Origin of the sequence: Pseudomonas inefficax (assembly GCF_900277125.1) — a bacterium.
GTDB lineage: Bacteria > Pseudomonadota > Gammaproteobacteria > Pseudomonadales > Pseudomonadaceae > Aquipseudomonas > Aquipseudomonas inefficax.
In genome coordinates this window covers 102,097-121,833 of record NZ_OPYN01000200.1, presented here as the reverse complement: position 1 = coordinate 121,833, position 19,737 = coordinate 102,097, and the positions used below count along the sequence as shown (strand labels likewise).

Below are 19,737 nucleotides of genomic sequence, written 5' to 3'. Positions count from 1 at the left end.
GGCCTGCATGAGGCCAGGTTCGGATACACGGCAGCCCCACTCTATGCGAAATGCAATGAGCGCCGACGACTATCCCTCATCTCGTCAGGGATATGGTCACAGTTGGTGTGGGATCTTTTCCCGCGTCGTATACTGGGTTCATCTGTCAAGGAATGCGCTCAATGCAATCGCCTACCATCCCCCCCTCGATGTTAAGCGCTTTGCGGCGTGTCATGCGTCCTCTGGTGCGCCTGATGCTGCGCAAAGGGGTCACTTTCCCGATGTTCGCCGACCTGCTCAAGGAAGTGTTCGTCGATGTGGCTCATCGTGAATTTCGCCTGGACGGTACAGTGCCGACCGACAGCCGCATCAGCCTGCTCACGGGCGTGCATCGCAAGGATGTCCGGCGTCTGCGCAGCGAGGAGGGCGAATCGCTCGCCGCGTTGCCGGAAAACATCACGTTAGGTGCGCAGTTGGTCAATATGTGGACCACTGGCAAGCCGTTCTGCTCGGAGCCTGGCCAGGCGCTGCCGTTGCCGCGCCTGGCGAGTGTCGGCGGCGATCTCTCGTTCGATGCCCTGGTGGCGAAAGTCAGCACCGACATTCGCGGGCGGGTGGTGCTGGATGAGTGGTTGCGCCTGGGTATCGTCCGGCTCGACGAGCACGACTGTGTGCACCTGGAAGCCCAGGCATTCGTGCCGCAGAAAGGCTTCGACGAAAAGGCCGCGTACTTTGGCCACAACCTGCATGACCATGCCTGTGCAGCAGTGCACAACCTGAGTGGGGACGGCCAGCCGTTCTTTGAACGCAGTGTGCACTACGACGCCTTGAGCCCGGCCAGCGTCGACCACTTGCGTGCAGCAGTGGAAAAGGATGGCATGCAGGTGCTGCTTGCCTTCAGCCGGCTCGCATCGGGCCTGGAAGAGGTCGATGTACCCAGCGCAGAGCAACGTCAGCGCATCACTGTCGGGCTTTATTTCTACACTGAGACTACCGACCCCGATTTGTCGAAGACATCAGACCCATGACTTCCTTCGCGCGCTGCCTCAGTGTTGTCACGCTGATCCTGGGTTTCGGGCTGAACCTGATGGCGCCTGGCGAGGTGGTCGCAGCGCCGGTATGTGTCAGCCGTGACGAAGTGGGTATGGCGGGTGCGGCGGGCTTGCAGTTTCCGGGTGGTATTGGTGGTACCGGCGCCAGGACGGGCGGTGTCGGCGGTACCGGTGTGCGCAGCGAAAACGGCGGAGTGGGTGGCACCGGTGCGCCGCTGCCGCAGCGTCCCGGCGGCACGGGCGGGACTGGTGCGGTGGCCGACGGTGTGGACGGCACCTTCATCGATAATGGCGGGGTAGGCGGTACCGGCGCACCGAACCTGCGCCCGGGCGGTACCGGGGGCACGGGCATCGTCGGCACTATCACCGGGTTCGCCTCGATCTGCGTCAATGGGCTGGAAGTACACTTTGGCAAGGATGTGCCGGTGAGTGAAAACGGTGTGCCTGCCAGTAGCGCTCACCTGGCAATCGGCCAGGTTGTCGCGGTGGAGGCATTTGCCGGCAAGCGCGGCCTGCAAGCAGGGCGCATCTCGATTATCAACGTTTACGAGGGGCCGCTGACGGCACTGCCAAATGCTTCGGCCCCCCTGCGGGTCATGGGCCAACCTGTGCGGCTTGCTGCAGGGGCGCGGGTGGCTGAAGGGCTGCGCCCGGGCGAGCCGGTCAGGGTCAGTGGCCTGCGTGATGCCAAGGGCGAAGTGGTAGCCAGCCGTATCGAACGGGCGCCTGGGCTCAGGGAGGCCAGTGCCATCGGTGCGGTTGATCGTACTGGCAGCCTTCAAGGGCTCAAGCTGGGAACCCGTATGGCACCCGCGCGGGAAGTGCTGGTGCGTGGGCAGTGGACCGGGCGCCAGCTGGAAGTGGCGCAAACCCGTCCAGACCCGAGCCTGCCTTTTGCTGGCCGTGTGCAGGCGGCGGTGATCGAGGGGCTGGTACAGCGCAGCCACGCTCAACAACTGGTGGTGGCAGGCATCAAGGTGACGCTGGGGCAGGGCACCGTGATCGTCGGCAAACAGTCCGCGGCATTGGCGCTCGATCAACGTGTGCGGGTGAGCGGGGTGTTCAGTGGCAAACATGAGCTGCGGGCAACTCGCGTAGAGTTCCATGATGACCGCGTCGTCAACCCGGACAGAGGGCATTCGGGGCGTGGCAGCGAGCACGATGCCAGTGACGCTGAAGGGACCATTGACGCCGAAGGCTCCAGCAATAGCGGGCATGGCGGGCGTGATGAGACCAGTGATCGCATTGAAGTCAGTGATGACCACAGCGGGCACGACGGTGTTGACGATTCCAGTGGTCGGGACAGTACTGAAAGCGTGGACAAGTCCGGAAAGTCGGAACATGTCGAGACCGTGGAGCAACCCGAGAGCAGCAATAGTGGAAGCTCTGACCGGGTACAGAAGGTCGAGCTGGAAAAGGTGGAAAAGATTGAAAAAGCAGAGAAGGTTGAAAAGGTAGAGAAAGTAGAAAAAGTCGAGAAGATCGAGAAAACCGAGAAGCCCGAAAAGGTCGAGAAGATCGAAAAGCCTGAGAAGGTCGAGAAAGTCGAGAAGATTGAAAAGGTCGAAAGGCCCGAAACAATAGAGAAAGTCGAAAAAGTGGAGCACCCAGAGCGATCCGGGCATTAGCCAACTAGGCTGGGTAAGTGCCATCACCCTTCCCGCTCGGGATACCGAGGTGCAGATGAGACCCACTTTCCCTCTTTTCGCCTGCTTGTTGTCATGCGCCAGTGCGTCGGTCCTGGGCGACACCTTCAGCGCCGCCATAGGCATGGACTATTCAAGTGGCGACTATGGCACGGATACAACCTCGGAAATCTGGTATGTCCCGGTGGTCGGCAAGTATGAAACCGGCCCCATGACCTACAAGGTCACCGTGCCCTGGCTGCGCATAACCAACCCAGAGGTGGGCCCGAACGGTGACCCCTTGCCCGGTGGCTGCCGGGACGTGGAAAGCGGGCTGGGGGACACGGTCGCCAGCGCCGGTTACGCCCTGCTCGATGGCAGCGGCGGCGGCCTGATGCTGGACCTGATCGGCAAGGTCAAATTCCCCACTGCCGATGAAGACCAGTGCCTGGGCACGGGTGAATACGACTACACCGGCCAGGTCGACATCGCCAAGGCTTTTGGCCCGGTGACCGGCTTCGCGACCCTGGGCTGGAAGAAGTTCGGCGACCCGCCCGACAGCGATTTCGACGACCCGATATTTGCCAGCCTCGGCTTCGCCATGCCCGTGGCTGCAGGCACTTCGGCGGGCGCTTCCTACGACTGGCGGCAGAAGGTCGTCTCGACGGGCGCGCAGATCAGGGAACTTACCCTGTTCCTGACCCACAAGCTCAACCAGCAGTGGAAAGTGCAACTCTATGCGGTCAAAGGCTTCTCGGATGCCAGCCCGGATGCAGAGGGCGGCCTGATGCTTTTTCATGCGTTCTGACGAAAAAGCCCCTGACCCGGTAATGCCTGTCAGATAGCGTTAACGGGGCTGCGTAGCGGCCCCAAATTACATAACTGTTCCAGCGCGATTAGATGGGTTCGGCCCACATGTCGTATTCGTCGGCATCCACCACGCGGCAACGCACTTTGTCACCCGGCTTGAAACCGTGGTCGCCATCGATGAACACGCTGCCGTCGATCTCCGGGGCATCAAAGAAGCTGCGGCCAACCGAACCTTGCTCTTCCACTTCATCGATCAATACGTCGATTTCCTTGCCGATGCGCAGTTGCAGGCGGGCGGCGCTGATGGCCTGCTGGTGGGCCATGAAGCGGTCCCAGCGGTCCTGCTTGACGTCGTCTGGCACTTCTTCCAGGCCCAGGTCGTTGGCCGGGGCGCCTTCCACCGGCGAGTACTGGAAGCAGCCTACGCGGTCCAGCTGGGCTTCGGTCAGCCAGTCCAGCAGGTATTGGAAGTCTTCTTCGGTCTCGCCCGGGAAACCGACGATGAAGGTGGAGCGAATCACCAGCTCCGGGCACTGCTCGCGCCAGTTCTTGATACGTGCCAGGGTGCGGTCTTCGAACGCCGGGCGCTTCATGGCCTTGAGCACTTTCGGGCTGGCGTGCTGGAACGGGATGTCCAGGTACGGCAGGATCTTACCGGCGGCCATCAGTGGGATCACGTCGTCGACGTTCGGGTACGGGTAAACGTAGTGCAGGCGTACCCAGGCACCCAGGCTGCTCAGTGCTTCGCACAGTTCGAGCATGCGGGTCTTGACCGGGCGGCCGTTCCAGAAGTCGGTCTTGTACTTGACGTCGACGCCATAGGCGCTGGTGTCCTGGGAAATCACCAGGATCTCCTTGACCCCGGCCTTGACCAGGCGCTCGGCCTCGCTCAGCACTTCGCCGACCGGGCGGCTGACCAGCTTGCCGCGCATCGACGGGATGATGCAGAAGCTGCAGCTGTGGTTGCAGCCTTCGGAAATCTTCAGGTACGCATAGTGGCGCGGGGTCAGCTTGACACCCTGCGGCGGCACCAGGTCGATCAGCGGGTTGTGGTCCTGGCGTGGCGGCACTACTTCATGCACGGCGTTGACCACCTGCTCGTACTGCTGCGGGCCGGTGACCGACAGCACGCTTGGGTGCACGTCACGGATGCTGCCTTCCTCGACACCCATGCAGCCGGTAACGATGACCTTGCCGTTTTCCTTGATCGCTTCGCCGATCACTTCCAGCGACTCGGCCTTGGCGCTGTCGATAAAGCCGCAGGTGTTGACCACCACAACGTCGGCGTCCTCGTAGGTGGGCACGACTTCATAGCCTTCCATGCGCAGCTGGGTCAGGATGCGCTCGGAATCGACCAGGGCTTTTGGGCAACCCAGGCTTACGAAACCTACCTTGGGGGTGGCGGGCGTGGTGGACATGACTAACCTCGGTATTGAATGCAGGTCGCCCGACCGGAATCGGGGGCGATCTTGACGGGCGCTTTTGGCGCCTCTGATCAAAAAGTGCGCAATTCTAGCGAGCGCAGGGTCGCTTGACCAGCAGAAATGCGACGAACGCTGCGCTATGCTTCGCGCCATTGCGTCGGGGGTATCGGTATCACCTGGCGCATGGGGAATTCTACTGGCCTTGCAAGGCCGTCTGCGGGAGTGGTCGATGGTTCAGGCAAGCAGTCACGCCGAGGGCGGGCACGAGGGGAAGCAGGGCGCGACGCGGTCGCTGAGCCTGCTCGTGGCGGCGGTCGGGGTAGTTTATGGCGATATCGGTACCAGCCCGTTGTATACCCTCAAGGAAGTCTTCAGCGGCGGGTACGGAGTACCGGTCAACCATGACGGTGTGCTAGGGATCCTGTCGCTGATCCTGTGGTCACTGCTGTGGGTGGTGTCGTTCAAGTACGTGATGTTCATCCTGCGCGCCGACAACCAGGGCGAGGGCGGCACCATGGCGTTGACCGCGCTGGCGCGGCGGGCCACGGCGGCCTACCCGAGGTTGCGCACGTTGATGGTGGTGTGCGGGTTGATCGGCGCTTCGTTGTTCTATGGCGACAGCATGATCACCCCGGCGGTGTCGGTACTGTCGGCGGTCGAGGGCATGGGGTTGGCCTTCGAAGGCATCGACCACTGGGTGGTGCCGATTTCGTTGGTGGTGCTGGTGGCGCTGTTCCTGGTACAGAAGCATGGCACCGAGAAGATCGGCAAGCTGTTCGGCCCGATCATGGTCACCTGGTTCGTGGCGCTGGGCGCGCTGGGGGTACATGGCATCTCGCAGAGCCCGGAGGTGCTCAAGGCATTCAATCCAGGCTGGGCGGTGAACTTCTTCGTGGTTCACCCCGGCATGGGCGTGGCCATCCTGGGCGCTGTGGTGCTGGCGCTGACCGGTGCCGAGGCGCTGTACGCCGACATGGGCCACTTTGGTCGCAAGCCGATCGCCCGGGCCTGGTTCGCCCTGGTGCTGCCGGCGCTGGTGCTCAACTACTTTGGCCAGGGCGCATTACTGCTGCAAAACCCTGAGGCGGCACGTAACCCGTTCTACCTGCTGGCGCCGGGCTGGGCGCTGCTGCCGATGATCGGCTTGGCTACCATGGCCACGGTGATCGCTTCTCAGGCGGTGATCTCGGGGGCGTTCTCGCTGACCCGCCAGGCCATCCAGCTGGGCTACATTCCACGCATGCAGATCCAGCACACCTCCAGCGATGAGCAGGGGCAGATCTACATTGGTGCCGTGAACTGGGCGCTTATGGTTGGCGTGGTGTTGCTGGTGATCGGCTTCGAGTCGTCCGGCGCCCTGGCGGCAGCCTACGGCGTGGCGGTGACCGGCACCATGCTGATGACCACGCTGCTGGTCTCGGCGGTGATGTTGCTGCTATGGAAGTGGCCACCAGTGCTGGCGGTGCCGATCCTGCTGGGCTTCCTGTTGGTGGATGGGCTGTTCTTTGCCGCCAACGTACCGAAGATCATCCAGGGCGGGGCCTTCCCGGTCCTGGCCGGCGCTGTGCTGTTCCTGTTGATGAGCACCTGGAAACGCGGCAAGCAAATCCTGATGGAGCGTATCGACGAAGGCGCGCTGCCGCTGCAGCTGTTCATCAGCAGCATCCGCATTCAGCCACCGCACCGGGTCGAAGGTACGGCGGTGTTTCTCACGGCGCGCTCCGATGCGGTGCCCCATGCGCTGTTGCACAACATGCTGCACAACCAGGTATTGCACAGCCAGGTGGTGCTGTTGACGGTGGTCAGCGAAGACCGGCCACGGGTGCCGGAGCAAGAGCGCTTTGAGGTCGAGGCCTATGGTGACGGGTTCTTCCGCGTGTTGCTGCACTTCGGTTTCATGGACGAACCGGACGTGCCCGCGGCGTTGAAGCTGTGCCACCTGGAAGACCTGGACTTCAGCCCGATGCGCACCACGTTCTTCCTCAGTCGCGAGACCGTGATCGCCTCACGGCTGGAGGGGATGTCGCGCTGGCGGGGCAACCTGTTTGCGTTCCTGCTGAAGAATGCCAACGGCAACTTGCGCTTTTTCAACCTGCCGTTGAACCGGGTGATCGAGTTGGGGACCCAGGTCGAAATCTGAGGAGCAGCACAGATTTCAAGGCAGTACCCGCCCCATGTGGGAGCGGGCGTGCCCGCGAAGCCGGCAACTCGGTGTAGGGCACCGGCTTCGCCGGTGTTCGCGGGCATGCCCGCTCCCACATGGACCGCATAGCTTTCAAAGCTTGCGCTGTACCTGTGGGAGCGGGTTTACCCGCGAATGGGCCGCAAGGTCTTATCAGTTCTGCTCAGCCACACTCGACTTGCCCTGGCGTGTCTCGATCTCGCCGATCAAGCGCTTGGCCAATGCCGGGTAGTTTTCGTCGAAGTGGTGCCCCCCTGGCAGCTTCAGGCGTTCACCCACCGCAGTCTTGTCGGTGCAGCCGCTCTCGTCGGTTTCTTCCACACCATACACGCACACCACCTTGGAAGCCGGCAGCCTGGCCATTTCAGGCCCGGTTGGCGCTTCCTGGCCTTCCTTGCCCAGCCAGCCCTCGACTTCGATCTCGAAGCTGCCACTGCGGGCAAAGGCCAGCAGCATCACCGCGTCGATACGCTGCTGGTCCTCGGCCGGCAGGCGGTTGTAGATCGCCGGCAGCACATCGGCACCGAACGAATAGCCGGTCAGCACGAAGCGTTTGGTACCCCACTTCTGCCGGTAGTGCTGCATCAGCTCGGACAGGTCGGCGGCGCTTTGTTCCGGGGTCTTGTGCTGCCAGTAGTAGCGAAGCGTATCGATGCCGACCACCGGGTAGCCAAGCTTGGCCATTTCCCCGGCCACATCGCGGTCCAGGTCCCGCCAGCCACCATCACCGGAAAGGAACAGGGTGACCGTGTCGGTAGTCTGCCCGGCCGGCACCTCGACCACCGGGATGGCCAGGGCGTTGCCATCGTGGCCGACCAGGGCCTGGGTGAGCTGGGCCTTGAGCACTTGTGGCAGGTGGATGTCGTAGTCGCTGATGCTGGTTTCGGCATTGGCCTGGTCGCGCACGAAAGCGGCGCTGGCGTCATCCGGGTTGTCGTTCCAGGCGACGTTCCAGTGGCCATGGGCGGCCGACTTCGGCAGCGGTGCCTGGCAGCCGGGCTGTTCCAGGCTGAAATCCACGGAAATCGCCCGCGCCTTGTCGTTGTTCTGGCTGGCCAGCCAGCGCCAGGCCTGGGCGGCGCCAGGGCCGATGCCGGCGACCAGGGTCGGCTTCTCCGACAACTGGCCCAGGGCCTGGTCTAGGGCCTGTTGCTGCTTGCTGCAGTCGTTGGGCGGCACGATCACCTGTACCAGTTGCGCTTCGCCGGCCTGTGCCAGGTCCAGCAGCTGCCTGTCGGTCAGCGCCTGGTCCTGGGGGACACCGATGGCCACCCGGGCTTTGGGGTGCACGCCAGGGGTCACGCGGGTGATAGGGGTGCCATTGATGCTCAGTTGTTCCAGGCGCGCCTCGGGGGCCGGGCGCGTCCATAGCCAGAACGCCAGCGCGCCTCCCGCGGCGGCCAACAGCAGGGGAACTAGCAGGTACAGCCAAAAGCGTCGGGTCATCAACGTTTCACCAATCCAGTCAGGCCGCCTGCAATCAGGGCGGCGGTGTCGGCCAGTGCCACCAGCGGGTCGAGCCCGGCCGGCACGGCCATGTAGCGGGGTTCCCAGTCCGGTTGGAACTTGTCCTTGAAGCGTCGAAGCCCCTGGAAGTTGTAAAGCTGCTCGCCACGGCGGAACACCATCGAGCCCAGGCGCTGGGTCAAGGGCGCGCCACGCCGCGGCTGCAGGCCGGAAAGCGGCACCATGCCCAGGCTGAAGCGGGCGTAGTCATGGCGTTTGTAGTGCAAGATCAGGCCAATCATCATGAACTCCATGGTCAGCTTCGGGGCCTCGGGGTGCGCACGCATCAGGTCGAGGCTGGCCAGTTCATTGCCATGGGTTTCAAGCAGGTTGGCGAAAGCCACCGGGCGGCCCTGGAAGCGGATCAGGGCAATGCGGAAATGCTGCAGGTACTCAGGGCTGAAGCGCCCCAGCGAGAAGCCTTTCTCACGCACGTTCTTGCCGCCGAGCCAGGCGTCGGAAATTTCCTTCAGCTCTGCCAGCGGAGCATGCCCGGGTTCGTGGATTTCCAGGCTCAGGCCATCACGGCCGCCACGATTCCAGGTGTAGCGCAAGTCCTTCATCTCCTTGCCCTTGGCTTCGAGGTCGAAGCGGCGCAAGTCGACCCGGGCTTCTTCGCCCAGCTTCAGCGCGGTCAGGCCGATGTCCATGTAGAACGGCAGGTTCTCGGCGCGCACCTGATAGAACACCGGGCGGGCATGGTGCAGGTCGCACAGGTCGCGGAACTGCCAGATCATCTCGGCGCGCTCCTGGGCCGGGCCGATCGGGTCGTACAAGGCTACCAGGCTGCGACCGCGACGGGCGTACATGAGGAAGGCGTTGTCAGCAGGGTGGAACAGCAGCGCCTTGTCGCCGGTCAGGGCCAGGCCGCCGTCGGGCTGGTCAGAGGCCAGCAGAATGCGGTTGGCCCGCTGCAGTTCCTGTTCATCGGGCAGGTGGATCACCGGTGGTGCCGTGCGCAGCAGCCAGGTCAGGGCCACCGCCGCCAGCAGCAAGGCGCTGCCCATGGCGGCGCGCAAGCCGCGCGGGGCGTCGGCATCGAGGGTGAACTGCCACCACAGCTGATGGCTGTAGGGCACATCCTGGTAGGCGAACAGCAACAGCCACACCGATGCGCCCACCACACAGGCGCTGGCCACCAGAAACACCGGCGAGAACGGCAACTCGAGCAAGCGGCTGGGGCGGTAGAAGGAGCGGCGGAACAGAGCGAGCAGGGTGGCAGTAAGGGTCAGCAGGCAGGCCTCTTCCCAATCGAAGCCCTTGAGCAGCGACAGCAGGGCGCCGACCAGCAACAGCACGGTGGTCAGCAGCCAGGCGGCGGACAGGCGCCGGCGCAGGCCCTGGGCCAGCAGCAGGCACAGCACGCCGATCAGGCTGGCGCCGAAGTGCGAGGCGTCGATCAGGCGGTGCGGTACCAGGAAACCCATGTGCTCCAGGCGGGTGTCGATCTCTGGCGTGGCCCCGGAGAAAAGCAGCACCACCCCGGACAGGAACACCAGGATCGACAGGATCGGCGCAGCCAGCCCGGAAGCGGCCTTGATAGCCTGTTGCGCGAACAGCAGGCGCCGGGCTTCGTTGGCCAACAGCAGCACGCAGGCCAGCAGCAGCGGCAGCACCACGTAGATCAGCCGATACAGCAGCAGTGCCGCTGCCAGCGGCGCCGCGCCGAGTTGGTCGGCAAACGCCGCCAGCAGGATCGCTTCGAACACCCCGACGCCGCCCGGTACGTGGCTGAGCACACCTGCGGCCAAGGCCAGCAAGTACACCAGGACAAAGGCACCAAATGGCGGTGCTTCGGGCAGCAGCAGATACAGCACGGTGGCGGCAGCCGCGACATCCAGTGCGGTGATCAGCAGTTGCAGGGCGGTCAGGCGGGCGCCGGGCAGGCGCAGTGTGCGCCGGCCTAGTTGCACCAGCAGGTTGTCGGCCAGTGGTTGTTCGGCCAGGCGCCGGCGGTACAGGCCGAACACCAGCACGCTGCACAGCACCAGCACGGCTATGGCGATAGCCGCCAGCAAGCCTGTCGCCAGGCCCAGTGCGGCCGAGGCCGCCGGCAGGTCGCTCAGGGTCGCCAAGGCGGCCAGGGGCGGTAGCGCACAGCCCAGCGATAGGCTGGCGAACACGCTCATCCGCGCCACTTCGCCTGCGCCGACCCCTTGCCGCGCGTACAGGCGGTAGCGCACCGAACCTCCCGACAGCATCGACAGGCCGATGGCGTTGCCGATGGCAAAGGCACTGAAGCCGCCCAGCAGCAGGCTGGGCAGCGGCAGTTTCACACCGGCATAGCGGCTGGCCGACCACTCGTAACCCAGCAGAATCAGGAAGCCGGCCACGGTTGCCAGCAAGGCCCCCAGCAGTGCCTGGGTCGGTACGCTGAGCATGGCATCGTGCAAGGCATAGATATCCAACTCGCTCAACAGGTGGCGGCAGGCGATCAAGGCCATGGTGAACAACACCAGGGTCACTACCAGGCTGATGGGCTGACGGTAGCGGCTCAAGCGCTCGAGCAAGGGCAGGCGTTGCACGGCCCCCGGCAGCGCCGAGGCGAGCGGCGCTGCCGGTTCTGGGTTTGGCGAAGTCATTGGTTGCCTCGGGCATGCAGCGCGAGGAGAGGGGAAGGTGCGGCCAAGTGAAAGTCCCTTAGAAAAACGTATCCCATGTTACTCCGGGCTCGGGCGCTTGCAGCGGCCTGGCCGGGTTAAAGATAGTTCATCCAAGGCACGCCCTTTCTAGCCAGGGGGTGGCTGAGGGGGCGAGGGAATTCGAGGCGAGGAAAAAGCAGAGGTGCGAAAACGACAAACCCCGCGCTGCTGTTACACAGGCGGGGTTTGTTCTGACGAATATGGTTGCGGGAGCCGGATTTGAACCGACGACCTTCGGGTTATGAGCCCGACGAGCTACCAGGCTGCTCCATCCCGCGTCAGAGGGCGCATTCTACAGCTTGGCGATTGGTTGTCAAGCTTTTTGAACTTCAGGCTAGCGATGCACATTTTCAGAGGCAAAGAAAAAGGCCACTGTGTATACAGTGGCCTTTTCTTGAATCTGGTTGCGGGAGCCGGATTTGAACCGACGACCTTCGGGTTATGAGCCCGACGAGCTACCAGGCTGCTCCATCCCGCGTCAGTGGGGGGAATTCTACAGCTTGTGGCGAGTGTGTCAAGCGCTAACGTTTGATTTCTCGACACTTTTTGCTGGCAGAGGTTTTCTGCGCACAAAGAAAAAGGCCACTGCGTTAACAGTGGCCTTTTCTCGAATCTGGTTGCGGGAGCCGGATTTGAACCGACGACCTTCGGGTTATGAGCCCGACGAGCTACCAGGCTGCTCCATCCCGCGCCTGTGAGATCGAATTCTACGGATTTTCTCTCCCTTGTCAAGCAAAAGTTCTGAAAAAACCTTTTTTGTTCAAACCCTTAGCGTATTCAAATGAATGCAGCTCAGGCACGGTGGGGCTTTCAGGCCGATTGTCGTGTGCCGAAGCGGGTGAGCTGTTTCACAACAGTACGCATGCGATACTATCTGTATGAATTTACAGTGCTGACGGTCATCCATGTCCTTGCGCAAGATCATCCACGTCGACTGCGATTGCTTCTATGCCGCGATCGAAATGCGTGACGACCCGCGCCTGGCCGGCCGGCCCATGGCGGTGGGGGGCTCGGCCGACCATCGTGGGGTGATCGCCACCTGCAACTATGAGGCGCGTGCCTACGGTGTGCGTTCGGCCATGTCGTCGCGGCACGCGCTGAAACTGTGCCCGGACCTGCTGATCGTCAAGCCGCGCTTCGAGGCCTACCGCGAGGCCTCGCGGGAAATTCACACGATCTTCCGCGACTACACCGAGCTGATCGAGCCGCTGTCGCTGGACGAGGCCTATCTGGATGTGAGCGACAGCCAGTGGTACTCAGGCAGCGCCACGCGCATTGCCGAAGATATCCGCCGCCGCGTCGCCCGCACCCTGCATATCACTGTCTCGGCCGGTGTGGCGCCGAACAAGTTCCTGGCCAAGATCGCCAGTGACTGGCGCAAGCCCAATGGTCTGTTCGTAATTACCCCGGACGAAGTGGAGGCATTTGTCGCCGCCCTGCCGGTGGCCAGGTTGCACGGAGTGGGCAAGGTAACGGCAGACAAGATGGCGCGGTTGGGTATCGAAACCTGCCTGGAGCTGCGCGAGTGGTCGCGTCTGGCGCTGGTGCGCGAGTTCGGCAGCTTTGGCGAGCGGTTGTGGGGGCTGGCGCGGGGTATCGATGAGCGTGCGGTACACAATGACAGCCGCCGACAGTCGGTCAGCGTGGAAAACACCTACGACACCGACCTGCCGGACCTGGCCAGTTGCCTGGCACGGCTGCCCGAACTGCTGGAAAGCCTGAACCAGCGTATCGCCCGCATGGACAGTAGTTACCGGCCGGAAAAACCCTTCGTCAAGGTCAAGTTCCATGACTTCAGCCAGACCACCATGGAGCAGGCGGGGGCGGGCAGGGACCTTGAGAGTTATCGCCAGTTGCTGGGGCAGGCGTTTGCCCGTGGTGGCAAGCCGGTGCGCTTGTTGGGGGTGGGCGTGAGGTTGCGGGACTTGCGCGGGGCGCATGAGCAGCTGGAGCTGTTTGCGCCTGAATAAAAGGCCTGGGTCTGGCTGCACGGCCCCCTGTGGGAGTGGCCTTGTGTCGCGAAAGGGCCGCGCGGCGGCCCCAGGATTCAGCAGTGATGCATCAATTGTCGGGGCTGCTCTGCAGCCCTTTCGCGACACAAGGCCGCTCCCACAGGGAATGCGTTGCGTAGCAGTTACTGCGCGCCCGGGTCAGCCACCAACCTGCCAGTGGCCTTGGTCAGCGACTGCAGAAACTCCTGCTGCAACTCCGGGTCGTTGCGGGTCAGTTCGATCAGGCTCTGTTCCATTTCACTGGCTTCCTCTTCCAGGCCCAGTTCGGACAAGCGCTTGACCCGGTGTACCCATTGGCCGACATCGTCATCTTCGAGGTCATCGAAGATCAGTTCATGGGCTTCGAGCAGCTTGTTGCGCAGGGTGGCGCTGACCAGCAGGCTGGCATCGCCACGTACCCCGTTGTCCTCGTCCAGCACCTGCAGGTGCAGGGTGCCGATGTGGTTGAGGTTCTGCTCGGAGAACGGGCTGTCGAGCAGGTTCAGGCGCAGCACGCCGTTCCTGTCGGTGGTCAGCTCGTGGGTCATCTTGCCAGCCTTCACCTCGACCAGGCGCTCGCTCCAGGGCAGGCTGGTAGATTCCTCACGCTTGCCTTTCTGCACTTCGCTGATCCCGGCCAGGTTCTGTTGGGCACGGCCGTTGGACGGCACGTTCATGAACGGGTTGAGCCCGTCCACGCCGTAGCTGAGCCAGTCGTGGGTGATGCTTTCCGGCAGGTTGCCCAGGGCGAACACATTGACCACGTTGGCACCCACGCCTGCCACCACAGCCACCGCACCCAGCGGGATCTCGTAGATCTCCCGCCAGGGTTGGTAAGGCGTATAGCGGTCATAGCTGCGGGTGACTTCGAATTCGGTGACTTCGAAGCGCTTCTGCTCATGCACGCGCACACGCCGTTGCGGAAGCTCCATCACCTTCGGCTCGCCGACATCGATCTGCAGGGTGTGCTCGAGCAGTTTGCGCTCGACGCGCTCCTCATGGTCGCTGCGCTGGGACATCTGGTTGGCGCAGCCACTGACGAGCAGGGCGCCGCACAGTGCGGCGCCCCCCAGGGGAAAGGTACTTCGCTTGGACATGATCACTCGTGCATTGGTTATCAGCGGCGAACGCGGGCCTGCAGGAAGGTCAGCACTTCATCGAGCGGCAGCGGTTGGGCGTCCTGCTCGGTGCGGTGCTTGTACTCCAGGTTGCCATCGGCCAGGCCGCGATCGCTGACGACGATGCGGTGCGGGATGCCGATCAGTTCCATGTCGGCAAACTTGATGCCTGGGCTGGTCTTCTTGTCACGGTCGTCCAGCAGCACTTCGTAGCCGGCAGCAGTCAGTTCGGCGTACAGCTTGTCGGTCGCCTCGCGAACCACCTCGGTTTCGTAGCGCAGCGGGACCAGGGCGATCTGGAACGGAGCCAGGGCGTCGTTCCAGATGATGCCCTTGTCGTCATAGCTCTGCTCGATGGCAGCTGCGACCACGCGGGACACACCGATGCCGTAGCAGCCCATGGACAGGGTGACCGGTTTGCCGTTCTCCCCCAGTACCTGGCACTTCAGTGCCTCGCTGTACTTGGTGCCAAGCTGGAAGATGTGGCCCACTTCGATGCCGCGCTTGATCACCAGGGTACCCTGGCCGTCCGGGCTCGGGTCGCCTTCGACCACGTTACGCAGGTCGGCGACCTGTGGAACCGGCAGGTCGCGCTCCCAGTTCACGCCGAAGTAGTGCTTGTCGTCGATGTTGGCGCCGATGCCGAAGTCGCTCATCAGGGCAACCGAACGGTCGATGATGATTTCCAGCGGCAGGTTCAGCGGGCCGAGCGAACCTGCGCCGGCACCGATGGCCTCGCGCAGTTCGGCGTCGCTGGCCATGACCAGCGGGTCGGCAACCTGTTCCAGCTTGGCGGCCTTGATTTCGTTGAGCTCATGGTCGCCACGCACGATCAGTGCAACCAGCTTGCCCTCTTCGGCGCCGCGCACGATCAGGGTCTTGACGGTCTTCTCGATCGGCAGGCCGAAGTTTTCCACCAACTGGGCGATGGTCTTGGCGTTCGGCGTGTCAACCAGGCGCAGCTCCTCGGTAGGGGCTGGGCGCACGGTTTCACGCGGGATGGCTTCGGCCTTCTCGATGTTGGCGGCGTAGTCGGAGCTGTCGCTGAAGATCACATCGTCTTCGCCAGACTCGGCCAGTACGTGGAACTCGTGCGAGTAGCTGCCACCGATGGAGCCGGTGTCGGCCTGCACCGGGCGGAAGTCCAGGCCCAGGCGGGTGAAGATATTGGTGTACGCCTGATGCATGCGATCGTAGGTTTCCTGCAGGGAAGCCTGGTCGGCATGGAACGAGTAGGCGTCCTTCATGATGAACTCGCGGCCGCGCATCAAGCCGAAGCGCGGGCGGATCTCGTCACGGAACTTGGTCTGGATCTGGTACATGTTGAGCGGCAGCTGTTTATAGCTGGACAGCTCGTTGCGGGCCAGGTCGGTGATCACTTCTTCGTGGGTCGGGCCGACGCAGAAGTCGCGCTGGTGGCGATCCTTCAGGCGCAGCAGCTCGGGGCCGTACTGCTCCCAGCGGCCGGATTCCTGCCACAGTTCGGCGGGCTGGATGCTGGGCATCAGCACTTCCAGGGCGCCGGCGGCGTTCATTTCCTCACGCACCACGGCCTCGACCTTGCGCATCACCCGCAAGCCCATCGGCAGCCAGGTGTACAGGCCGGAGGCCAGTTTGCGGATCATGCCGGCACGCAGCATGAGCTGATGGCTGATGACCACTGCGTCGGCAGGGGTTTCTTTCTGGGTGGCGAGCAAATATTGACTGGTGCGCATGGTGAGCCGTGTCGATTGCCTAAGACATTGAAATGACCCCGCATTGTACGGGGGCGAAACGAAGGCGTACAGGATGCCCCAGGGCGTGACACTTGTCAGCCAAGAAAAAGCCCGGCGTGATCGCCGGGCTTTTTCAAGTGCGGGGCACTGCAAGCCAGGCTTACAGGATGCTCAGCGGGTACTCCACGATCAGGCGCAGTTCGTCGATCGATGGGGAATCGTAGTAGGTACCATCGGAAGAACGATAGGTAGCCTGACGTACGCGGAAGCTCAGGTCTTTCGCCGGGCCGCTCTGCAGCACGTACTTGATATCGACGTCGCGTTCCCATTCCTTGCCGTTGCTGGTGCCGGTGACGTTGGCATCGGTACCGCGTACATAACGGGTCATGAAGGTCAGACCCGGAATGCCGTATTCGGCAAAGTTCAGGTCGTAGCGAGCCTGCCAGGATTTCTCGTCTTCGGCGTTGAAGTCGGAACGGGCCACGGAGTTGGCCAGGAAGATGGTGCCGCCACCGTCGATGCCGTAGCCGTAGTCGCCGTCACCGGTAACTTTCTGGTAGGCCAGGGTGAAGGTGTGAGCGCCGATGTTGTAGGCGCCCGACAGGCTGAACGCGCGGTTGTCCAGTTTGTCGCCATCGAATGCGCGGTACTCGGCCGAGCCTTCGCTCTTGGTGTCATAGATGTTGAAGTCGAACACCAGGCCTTGCTTGTCCGAGATCGGCAGCGCCCAGTTGACGTTGGCGTAGTACTTGCGCCAGTAGTCTTCAACCTTCGAGTAGTACAGGCTGGTGCTGAGGTTGTCGGTGAAGGCGTAGGTACCACCTACCACGTTGGCTTCCTTCAGGTGGAAGCTGTCGCGGTCGGTCTGCTCCTGGGCGGTCAGGCTGGTGAAATGACCAGCGTGCAGGGTCAGGCCCTCGATCTCGTTGCTGGTGATCAGGGTGCCCTGGGCGATTTCTGGCAGCAGGCGGCTATCGTCGGTGGCGAAGACCGGCAGGGCGGTGAACTGGTCACCCACTTTCAGCACGGTGTCGGAGATGCGGAATTTGACCGCGCCGCCGCCCTTGGAGTAGTCATCCTGCGAACGGCCGTCGGAGCCGGTCGGGAACAGGCCGGTACCGGCGCGGCCCTTGCCGCTGTCCAGTTTCAGGCCGAGCATGCCGATGGCATCCACACCCACACCCACGGTGCCCTGGGTGAAACCGGACTCGAAGGTGCCGAGGAAGCCCAGGCCGGTTTCTTCGCGACGGCTCTGGCCGCCTTCGTTGTTACGGAAGTCACGGCTGAAGTACAGCATGCGGGTCTTGACGTTCAGCTTGCTGTCTTCGATGAAACCTTTGGACTCGTCCTGGGACGAGGCCACTGCCAACTGCGAGGTCCCTGCCGCAACGGCCAGGGCGATCATGCTCCACTTCATCACGCGCATCGTGATTTGCTCCTTTGGTTTTTAGGAAGAGTACCGCTGCGTCCAAGTGTTTTAGTTATATGGGGCAGCTCTTTCTTGTTATGTCGGCGAAAATGTATAGCACGCTGACTGTTGTTGGCGATATGGGTATAAACATCCTTTGCGGAACTTTTTCACCATGTCGCTTTCAGGTATTTCCATGTCGCAAATCACGCCCGATTCAAGGGCCGTTCAACACCAGCGCTGTTTCTTTCACCGTAATGAATCTGTAACTACCGATTCCGGTTGGGAAACTCCCTGGTAACCAATGCCGCTGTTGTTATTTGTCGCGTACACCTGTCGATGCAGATGTCGTGCCGACTTGGCGTGAAAGGAATGCAACAAGCGTGCTCAAAATTCGCAACGCTTCATGAAATTTTCACAAAACCCGCTACCGGGGGTCGGAAAGTGCCGTAAATACGGGGCGGGAGCCGCCTGGCGGGGTATTACAGTCAAGAATCATTAAAATTTGAAAAGCTGTCATGAAAGTCAATGTGTTACCGCAACTTGTTCATGCAGTGTCACCTGTGGGGTGGCATGTGTGGTGCCAGGTGTATCGGCAGCCTCATTTTGGTGCGAAAAGTAGCGCTGTGTTACCGGGAATGTGCAGGGTATCCTTGCAGGCCTGTTTTCCGCGTGAAGCGGGTTGGTTCTGCCTGAAGGAGATTTGCCGTGTTCGTCCTCGATTCGCGTTTGCAGCAGGATTCGCTGGTGCTGGGGGAATTTGCGCTGTGCCAGTTGCTGCTGAGCAAGGATGCCAACTATCCATGGTTCATTCTGGTGCCCAAGCGCGCCGGCATCAGTGAACTGTTCGAGCTCGATGTCGCGGAGCAGCAGCAGTTGTGGCAGGAAACCACCCTGCTGGCCGAAGCGCTGAAGGCCAGCTACGGCGCCGACAAGATGAATGTGGCCACCCTGGGCAATGTGGTCAGCCAGTTGCATATGCACGTGATCGCGCGCCAGCGCGACGACGCCGCCTGGCCGGCACCGGTGTGGGGCAAGTGCCCGGCAGTGGCCTATACCGATGAGCAGGTCGAAGCCATTCGCCAACGCCTGCGTGAACTGAAACTCGATGGTTACACAGAGGCCTGATATGTCGTTGGAAATGCGAATGGTCGAGCTGGAAACCCGTCAGGCGTTCCAGGATGACACCATCCAGGCGCTGAATGACGTGGTGGTCGAGCAGGGGCGGGTGATCGAACGGCTGCAGTTGCAGATGGCCGAGCTGATCAAGCGTTACGAAGAGATGGTTGGCCAGTACGGCAGCGAAGGGGACGAGGCGCCGCCGCCTCATTACTAATACCTGAAACTACTGCACCCATTGCGCTGAGTGCACACGAACCCTGTGGGAGCGGGCAAGCCCGCGAACACCGGCAAAGCCGGTGCCATGCACCGCGTCGCTTGGTTCGCGGGCATGCCCGCTCCCACAGGGGGGATAATCAGCGGCGGGTTACCGCAACCACATCCTCGGCCTGCAGGCCCTTGTCGCGGTGCATCACGGAAAACTCCACACGCTGGCCTTCCACCAGGATGCGGTGGCCTTCGCCGCGAATGGCGCGAAAGTGCACGAAGATATCATCGCCCGAGTCGCGGGAGATGAAGCCGAAGCCTTTGGATGTATTGAACCACTTCACGGTACCGGTATCACGATTGCCGGCATCCTGCGCCGCGTGTTGGCTGGCGCGGGCCTTGCGCGGGCTGCGGGCAAAGCCCACGGCCAGGTGCACGGCCACGGCCAGTGCTGCGCAGACCAGTGCGGCCAGGTTGCCCATTTCCGGGCGGGCCAGCAGTGTCAGGGTCTGCAGTACCACGGCCACTACCAGCAAGGCGCACGCCAGGTGCTGCAACTGCTGCCGCGCGCCGCGGTAGTACAGTGGCACGACCGGGGCCAGGACCAGGTTGAGCAGGCCGAGCAGGGCCAGGTAGACCGCGTCGGGTTGTTGCAGGAAGGGTGAAGCATCGGTTTTCAGGCTGGGTATGAGCGATAGCAGCAAGGCTGCCACGCCCGTCACCAGATGGACGATCTTGAACATGGGGGTTGGCTCACAGTTATAAGGCCGATCACAGGAAGAGCGGGCTGCACGGTGCGCATGAGGTGTAGGGCGCGAAAACGTGACAGGCCAGCCTATGCACCCGGCAATGACAATCCGCACGGGTGGCACCGTGCCTATTTAACAGTAAAGCCGCAGGGTACTCAAACCGCAGGCCGCGCGGAGCGATGTGTTGCGCCATGTCACATGCGGCGTGCA

The 19,737-nt window shown here is 62.5% G+C and carries 14 protein-coding genes and 3 tRNA genes; 7 read left to right on the top strand and 10 right to left on the bottom strand.

Annotated features, from left to right (window positions below; translation table 11 throughout):
• Nucleotides 1–161: 161 nt before the first annotated feature.
• Genes JV551A3_RS24580 through JV551A3_RS24570 form a run of 3 tightly spaced genes read left to right on the top strand, consistent with a single transcriptional unit; the run spans nucleotide 162 to nucleotide 3,464 of the window.
• Nucleotides 162–1,007 (top strand): DUF6502 family protein, encoded by an 846-nt coding sequence (locus JV551A3_RS24580; protein WP_133974798.1) that lies wholly within the window; start codon nucleotides 162–164, stop codon nucleotides 1,005–1,007.
• Nucleotides 1,004–2,659 (top strand): DUF5666 domain-containing protein, encoded by a 1,656-nt coding sequence (locus JV551A3_RS24575; protein WP_133974796.1) that lies wholly within the window; start codon nucleotides 1,004–1,006, stop codon nucleotides 2,657–2,659. The genes JV551A3_RS24580 and JV551A3_RS24575 overlap by 4 nt, the downstream gene beginning before the upstream one ends.
• 55 nt (nucleotides 2,660–2,714) lie before the next feature.
• Nucleotides 2,715–3,464, top strand: a complete 750-nt coding sequence (locus tag JV551A3_RS24570) for a hypothetical protein (protein ID WP_133974794.1) — start codon at nucleotides 2,715–2,717, stop codon at nucleotides 3,462–3,464.
• Nucleotides 3,465–3,552: 88 nt separating this feature from the next.
• Here JV551A3_RS24570 and rimO read toward each other — a convergent pair whose 3' ends face one another.
• Nucleotides 3,553–4,884 carry a 30S ribosomal protein S12 methylthiotransferase RimO gene (rimO, locus tag JV551A3_RS24565; RefSeq protein WP_013973825.1) on the bottom strand — a complete coding sequence of 444 codons (1,332 nt, stop codon included), beginning with the start codon at nucleotides 4,882–4,884 and terminating at the stop codon, nucleotides 3,553–3,555.
• 235 nt (nucleotides 4,885–5,119) lie between these two features.
• Between rimO and JV551A3_RS24560 the strand changes: the two genes are divergently transcribed.
• Nucleotides 5,120–7,030, top strand: a complete 1,911-nt coding sequence (locus JV551A3_RS24560; protein ID WP_133974792.1) for a potassium transporter Kup — start codon at nucleotides 5,120–5,122, stop codon at nucleotides 7,028–7,030.
• Between the two features lie 195 nt (nucleotides 7,031–7,225).
• Here JV551A3_RS24560 and JV551A3_RS24550 read toward each other — a convergent pair whose 3' ends face one another.
• From JV551A3_RS24550 to JV551A3_RS24530, 5 genes are all read right to left on the bottom strand, one after another.
• The gene (locus JV551A3_RS24550) at nucleotides 7,226–8,518 is read right to left on the bottom strand and encodes a virulence factor family protein (protein WP_133974790.1); all 1,293 of its coding nucleotides are present in this window, start codon (nucleotides 8,516–8,518) and stop codon (nucleotides 7,226–7,228) included.
• Nucleotides 8,518–11,160 (bottom strand): bifunctional lysylphosphatidylglycerol flippase/synthetase MprF, encoded by a 2,643-nt coding sequence (gene mprF / locus JV551A3_RS24545; RefSeq protein ID WP_133974788.1) that lies wholly within the window; start codon nucleotides 11,158–11,160, stop codon nucleotides 8,518–8,520. The genes JV551A3_RS24550 and mprF overlap by 1 nt, the downstream gene beginning before the upstream one ends.
• 261 nt (nucleotides 11,161–11,421) lie before the next feature.
• A tRNA-Met gene (locus JV551A3_RS24540) sits at nucleotides 11,422–11,498 on the bottom strand.
• 123 nt (nucleotides 11,499–11,621) lie between these two features.
• Nucleotides 11,622–11,698 (bottom strand) — tRNA-Met (locus tag JV551A3_RS24535).
• 136 nt (nucleotides 11,699–11,834) lie between these two features.
• A tRNA-Met gene (locus JV551A3_RS24530) sits at nucleotides 11,835–11,911 on the bottom strand.
• A gap of 220 nt (nucleotides 11,912–12,131) precedes the next feature.
• Between JV551A3_RS24530 and dinB the strand changes: the two genes are divergently transcribed.
• Nucleotides 12,132–13,190 (top strand): DNA polymerase IV, encoded by a 1,059-nt coding sequence (dinB, locus tag JV551A3_RS24525; RefSeq protein ID WP_166674298.1) that lies wholly within the window; start codon nucleotides 12,132–12,134, stop codon nucleotides 13,188–13,190.
• A 164-nt stretch (nucleotides 13,191–13,354) separates the two neighbouring features.
• On the opposite strand, the gene JV551A3_RS24520 is transcribed toward dinB, so the two are convergent.
• The 3 genes from JV551A3_RS24520 to JV551A3_RS24510 all read right to left on the bottom strand — a co-directional run bounded on the left by JV551A3_RS24520 (nucleotide 13,355) and on the right by JV551A3_RS24510 (nucleotide 17,470).
• Nucleotides 13,355–14,308 (bottom strand): hypothetical protein, encoded by a 954-nt coding sequence (locus JV551A3_RS24520; protein ID WP_133974784.1) that lies wholly within the window; start codon nucleotides 14,306–14,308, stop codon nucleotides 13,355–13,357.
• A gap of 20 nt (nucleotides 14,309–14,328) precedes the next feature.
• Nucleotides 14,329–16,044, bottom strand: a complete 1,716-nt coding sequence (locus JV551A3_RS24515) for a proline--tRNA ligase (protein ID WP_112254243.1) — start codon at nucleotides 16,042–16,044, stop codon at nucleotides 14,329–14,331.
• Between the two features lie 160 nt (nucleotides 16,045–16,204).
• On the bottom strand, nucleotides 16,205–17,470 hold the full coding sequence (locus tag JV551A3_RS24510) for an OprD family porin (RefSeq protein WP_133974782.1): 1,266 nt from the start codon (nucleotides 17,468–17,470) through the stop codon (nucleotides 16,205–16,207).
• A 690-nt stretch (nucleotides 17,471–18,160) separates the two neighbouring features.
• Here JV551A3_RS24510 and JV551A3_RS24505 point away from each other — a divergent pair.
• Both JV551A3_RS24505 and JV551A3_RS24500 read left to right on the top strand, forming a co-directional pair.
• Entirely contained in the window at nucleotides 18,161–18,580 is a 420-nt protein-coding gene (locus JV551A3_RS24505) for an HIT family protein (protein WP_133974780.1), read from the top strand.
• 1 nt (nucleotide 18,581) lies between these two features.
• Nucleotides 18,582–18,788 carry a SlyX family protein gene (locus JV551A3_RS24500; protein WP_112254240.1) on the top strand — a complete coding sequence of 69 codons (207 nt, stop codon included), beginning with the start codon at nucleotides 18,582–18,584 and terminating at the stop codon, nucleotides 18,786–18,788.
• Nucleotides 18,789–18,927: 139 nt separating this feature from the next.
• Here the strand turns inward: JV551A3_RS24500 and JV551A3_RS31270 are convergent, their stop codons facing one another.
• The gene (locus JV551A3_RS31270; protein ID WP_133974776.1) at nucleotides 18,928–19,521 is read right to left on the bottom strand and encodes a cold-shock protein; all 594 of its coding nucleotides are present in this window, start codon (nucleotides 19,519–19,521) and stop codon (nucleotides 18,928–18,930) included.
• Nucleotides 19,522–19,737 lie beyond the last annotated feature (216 nt).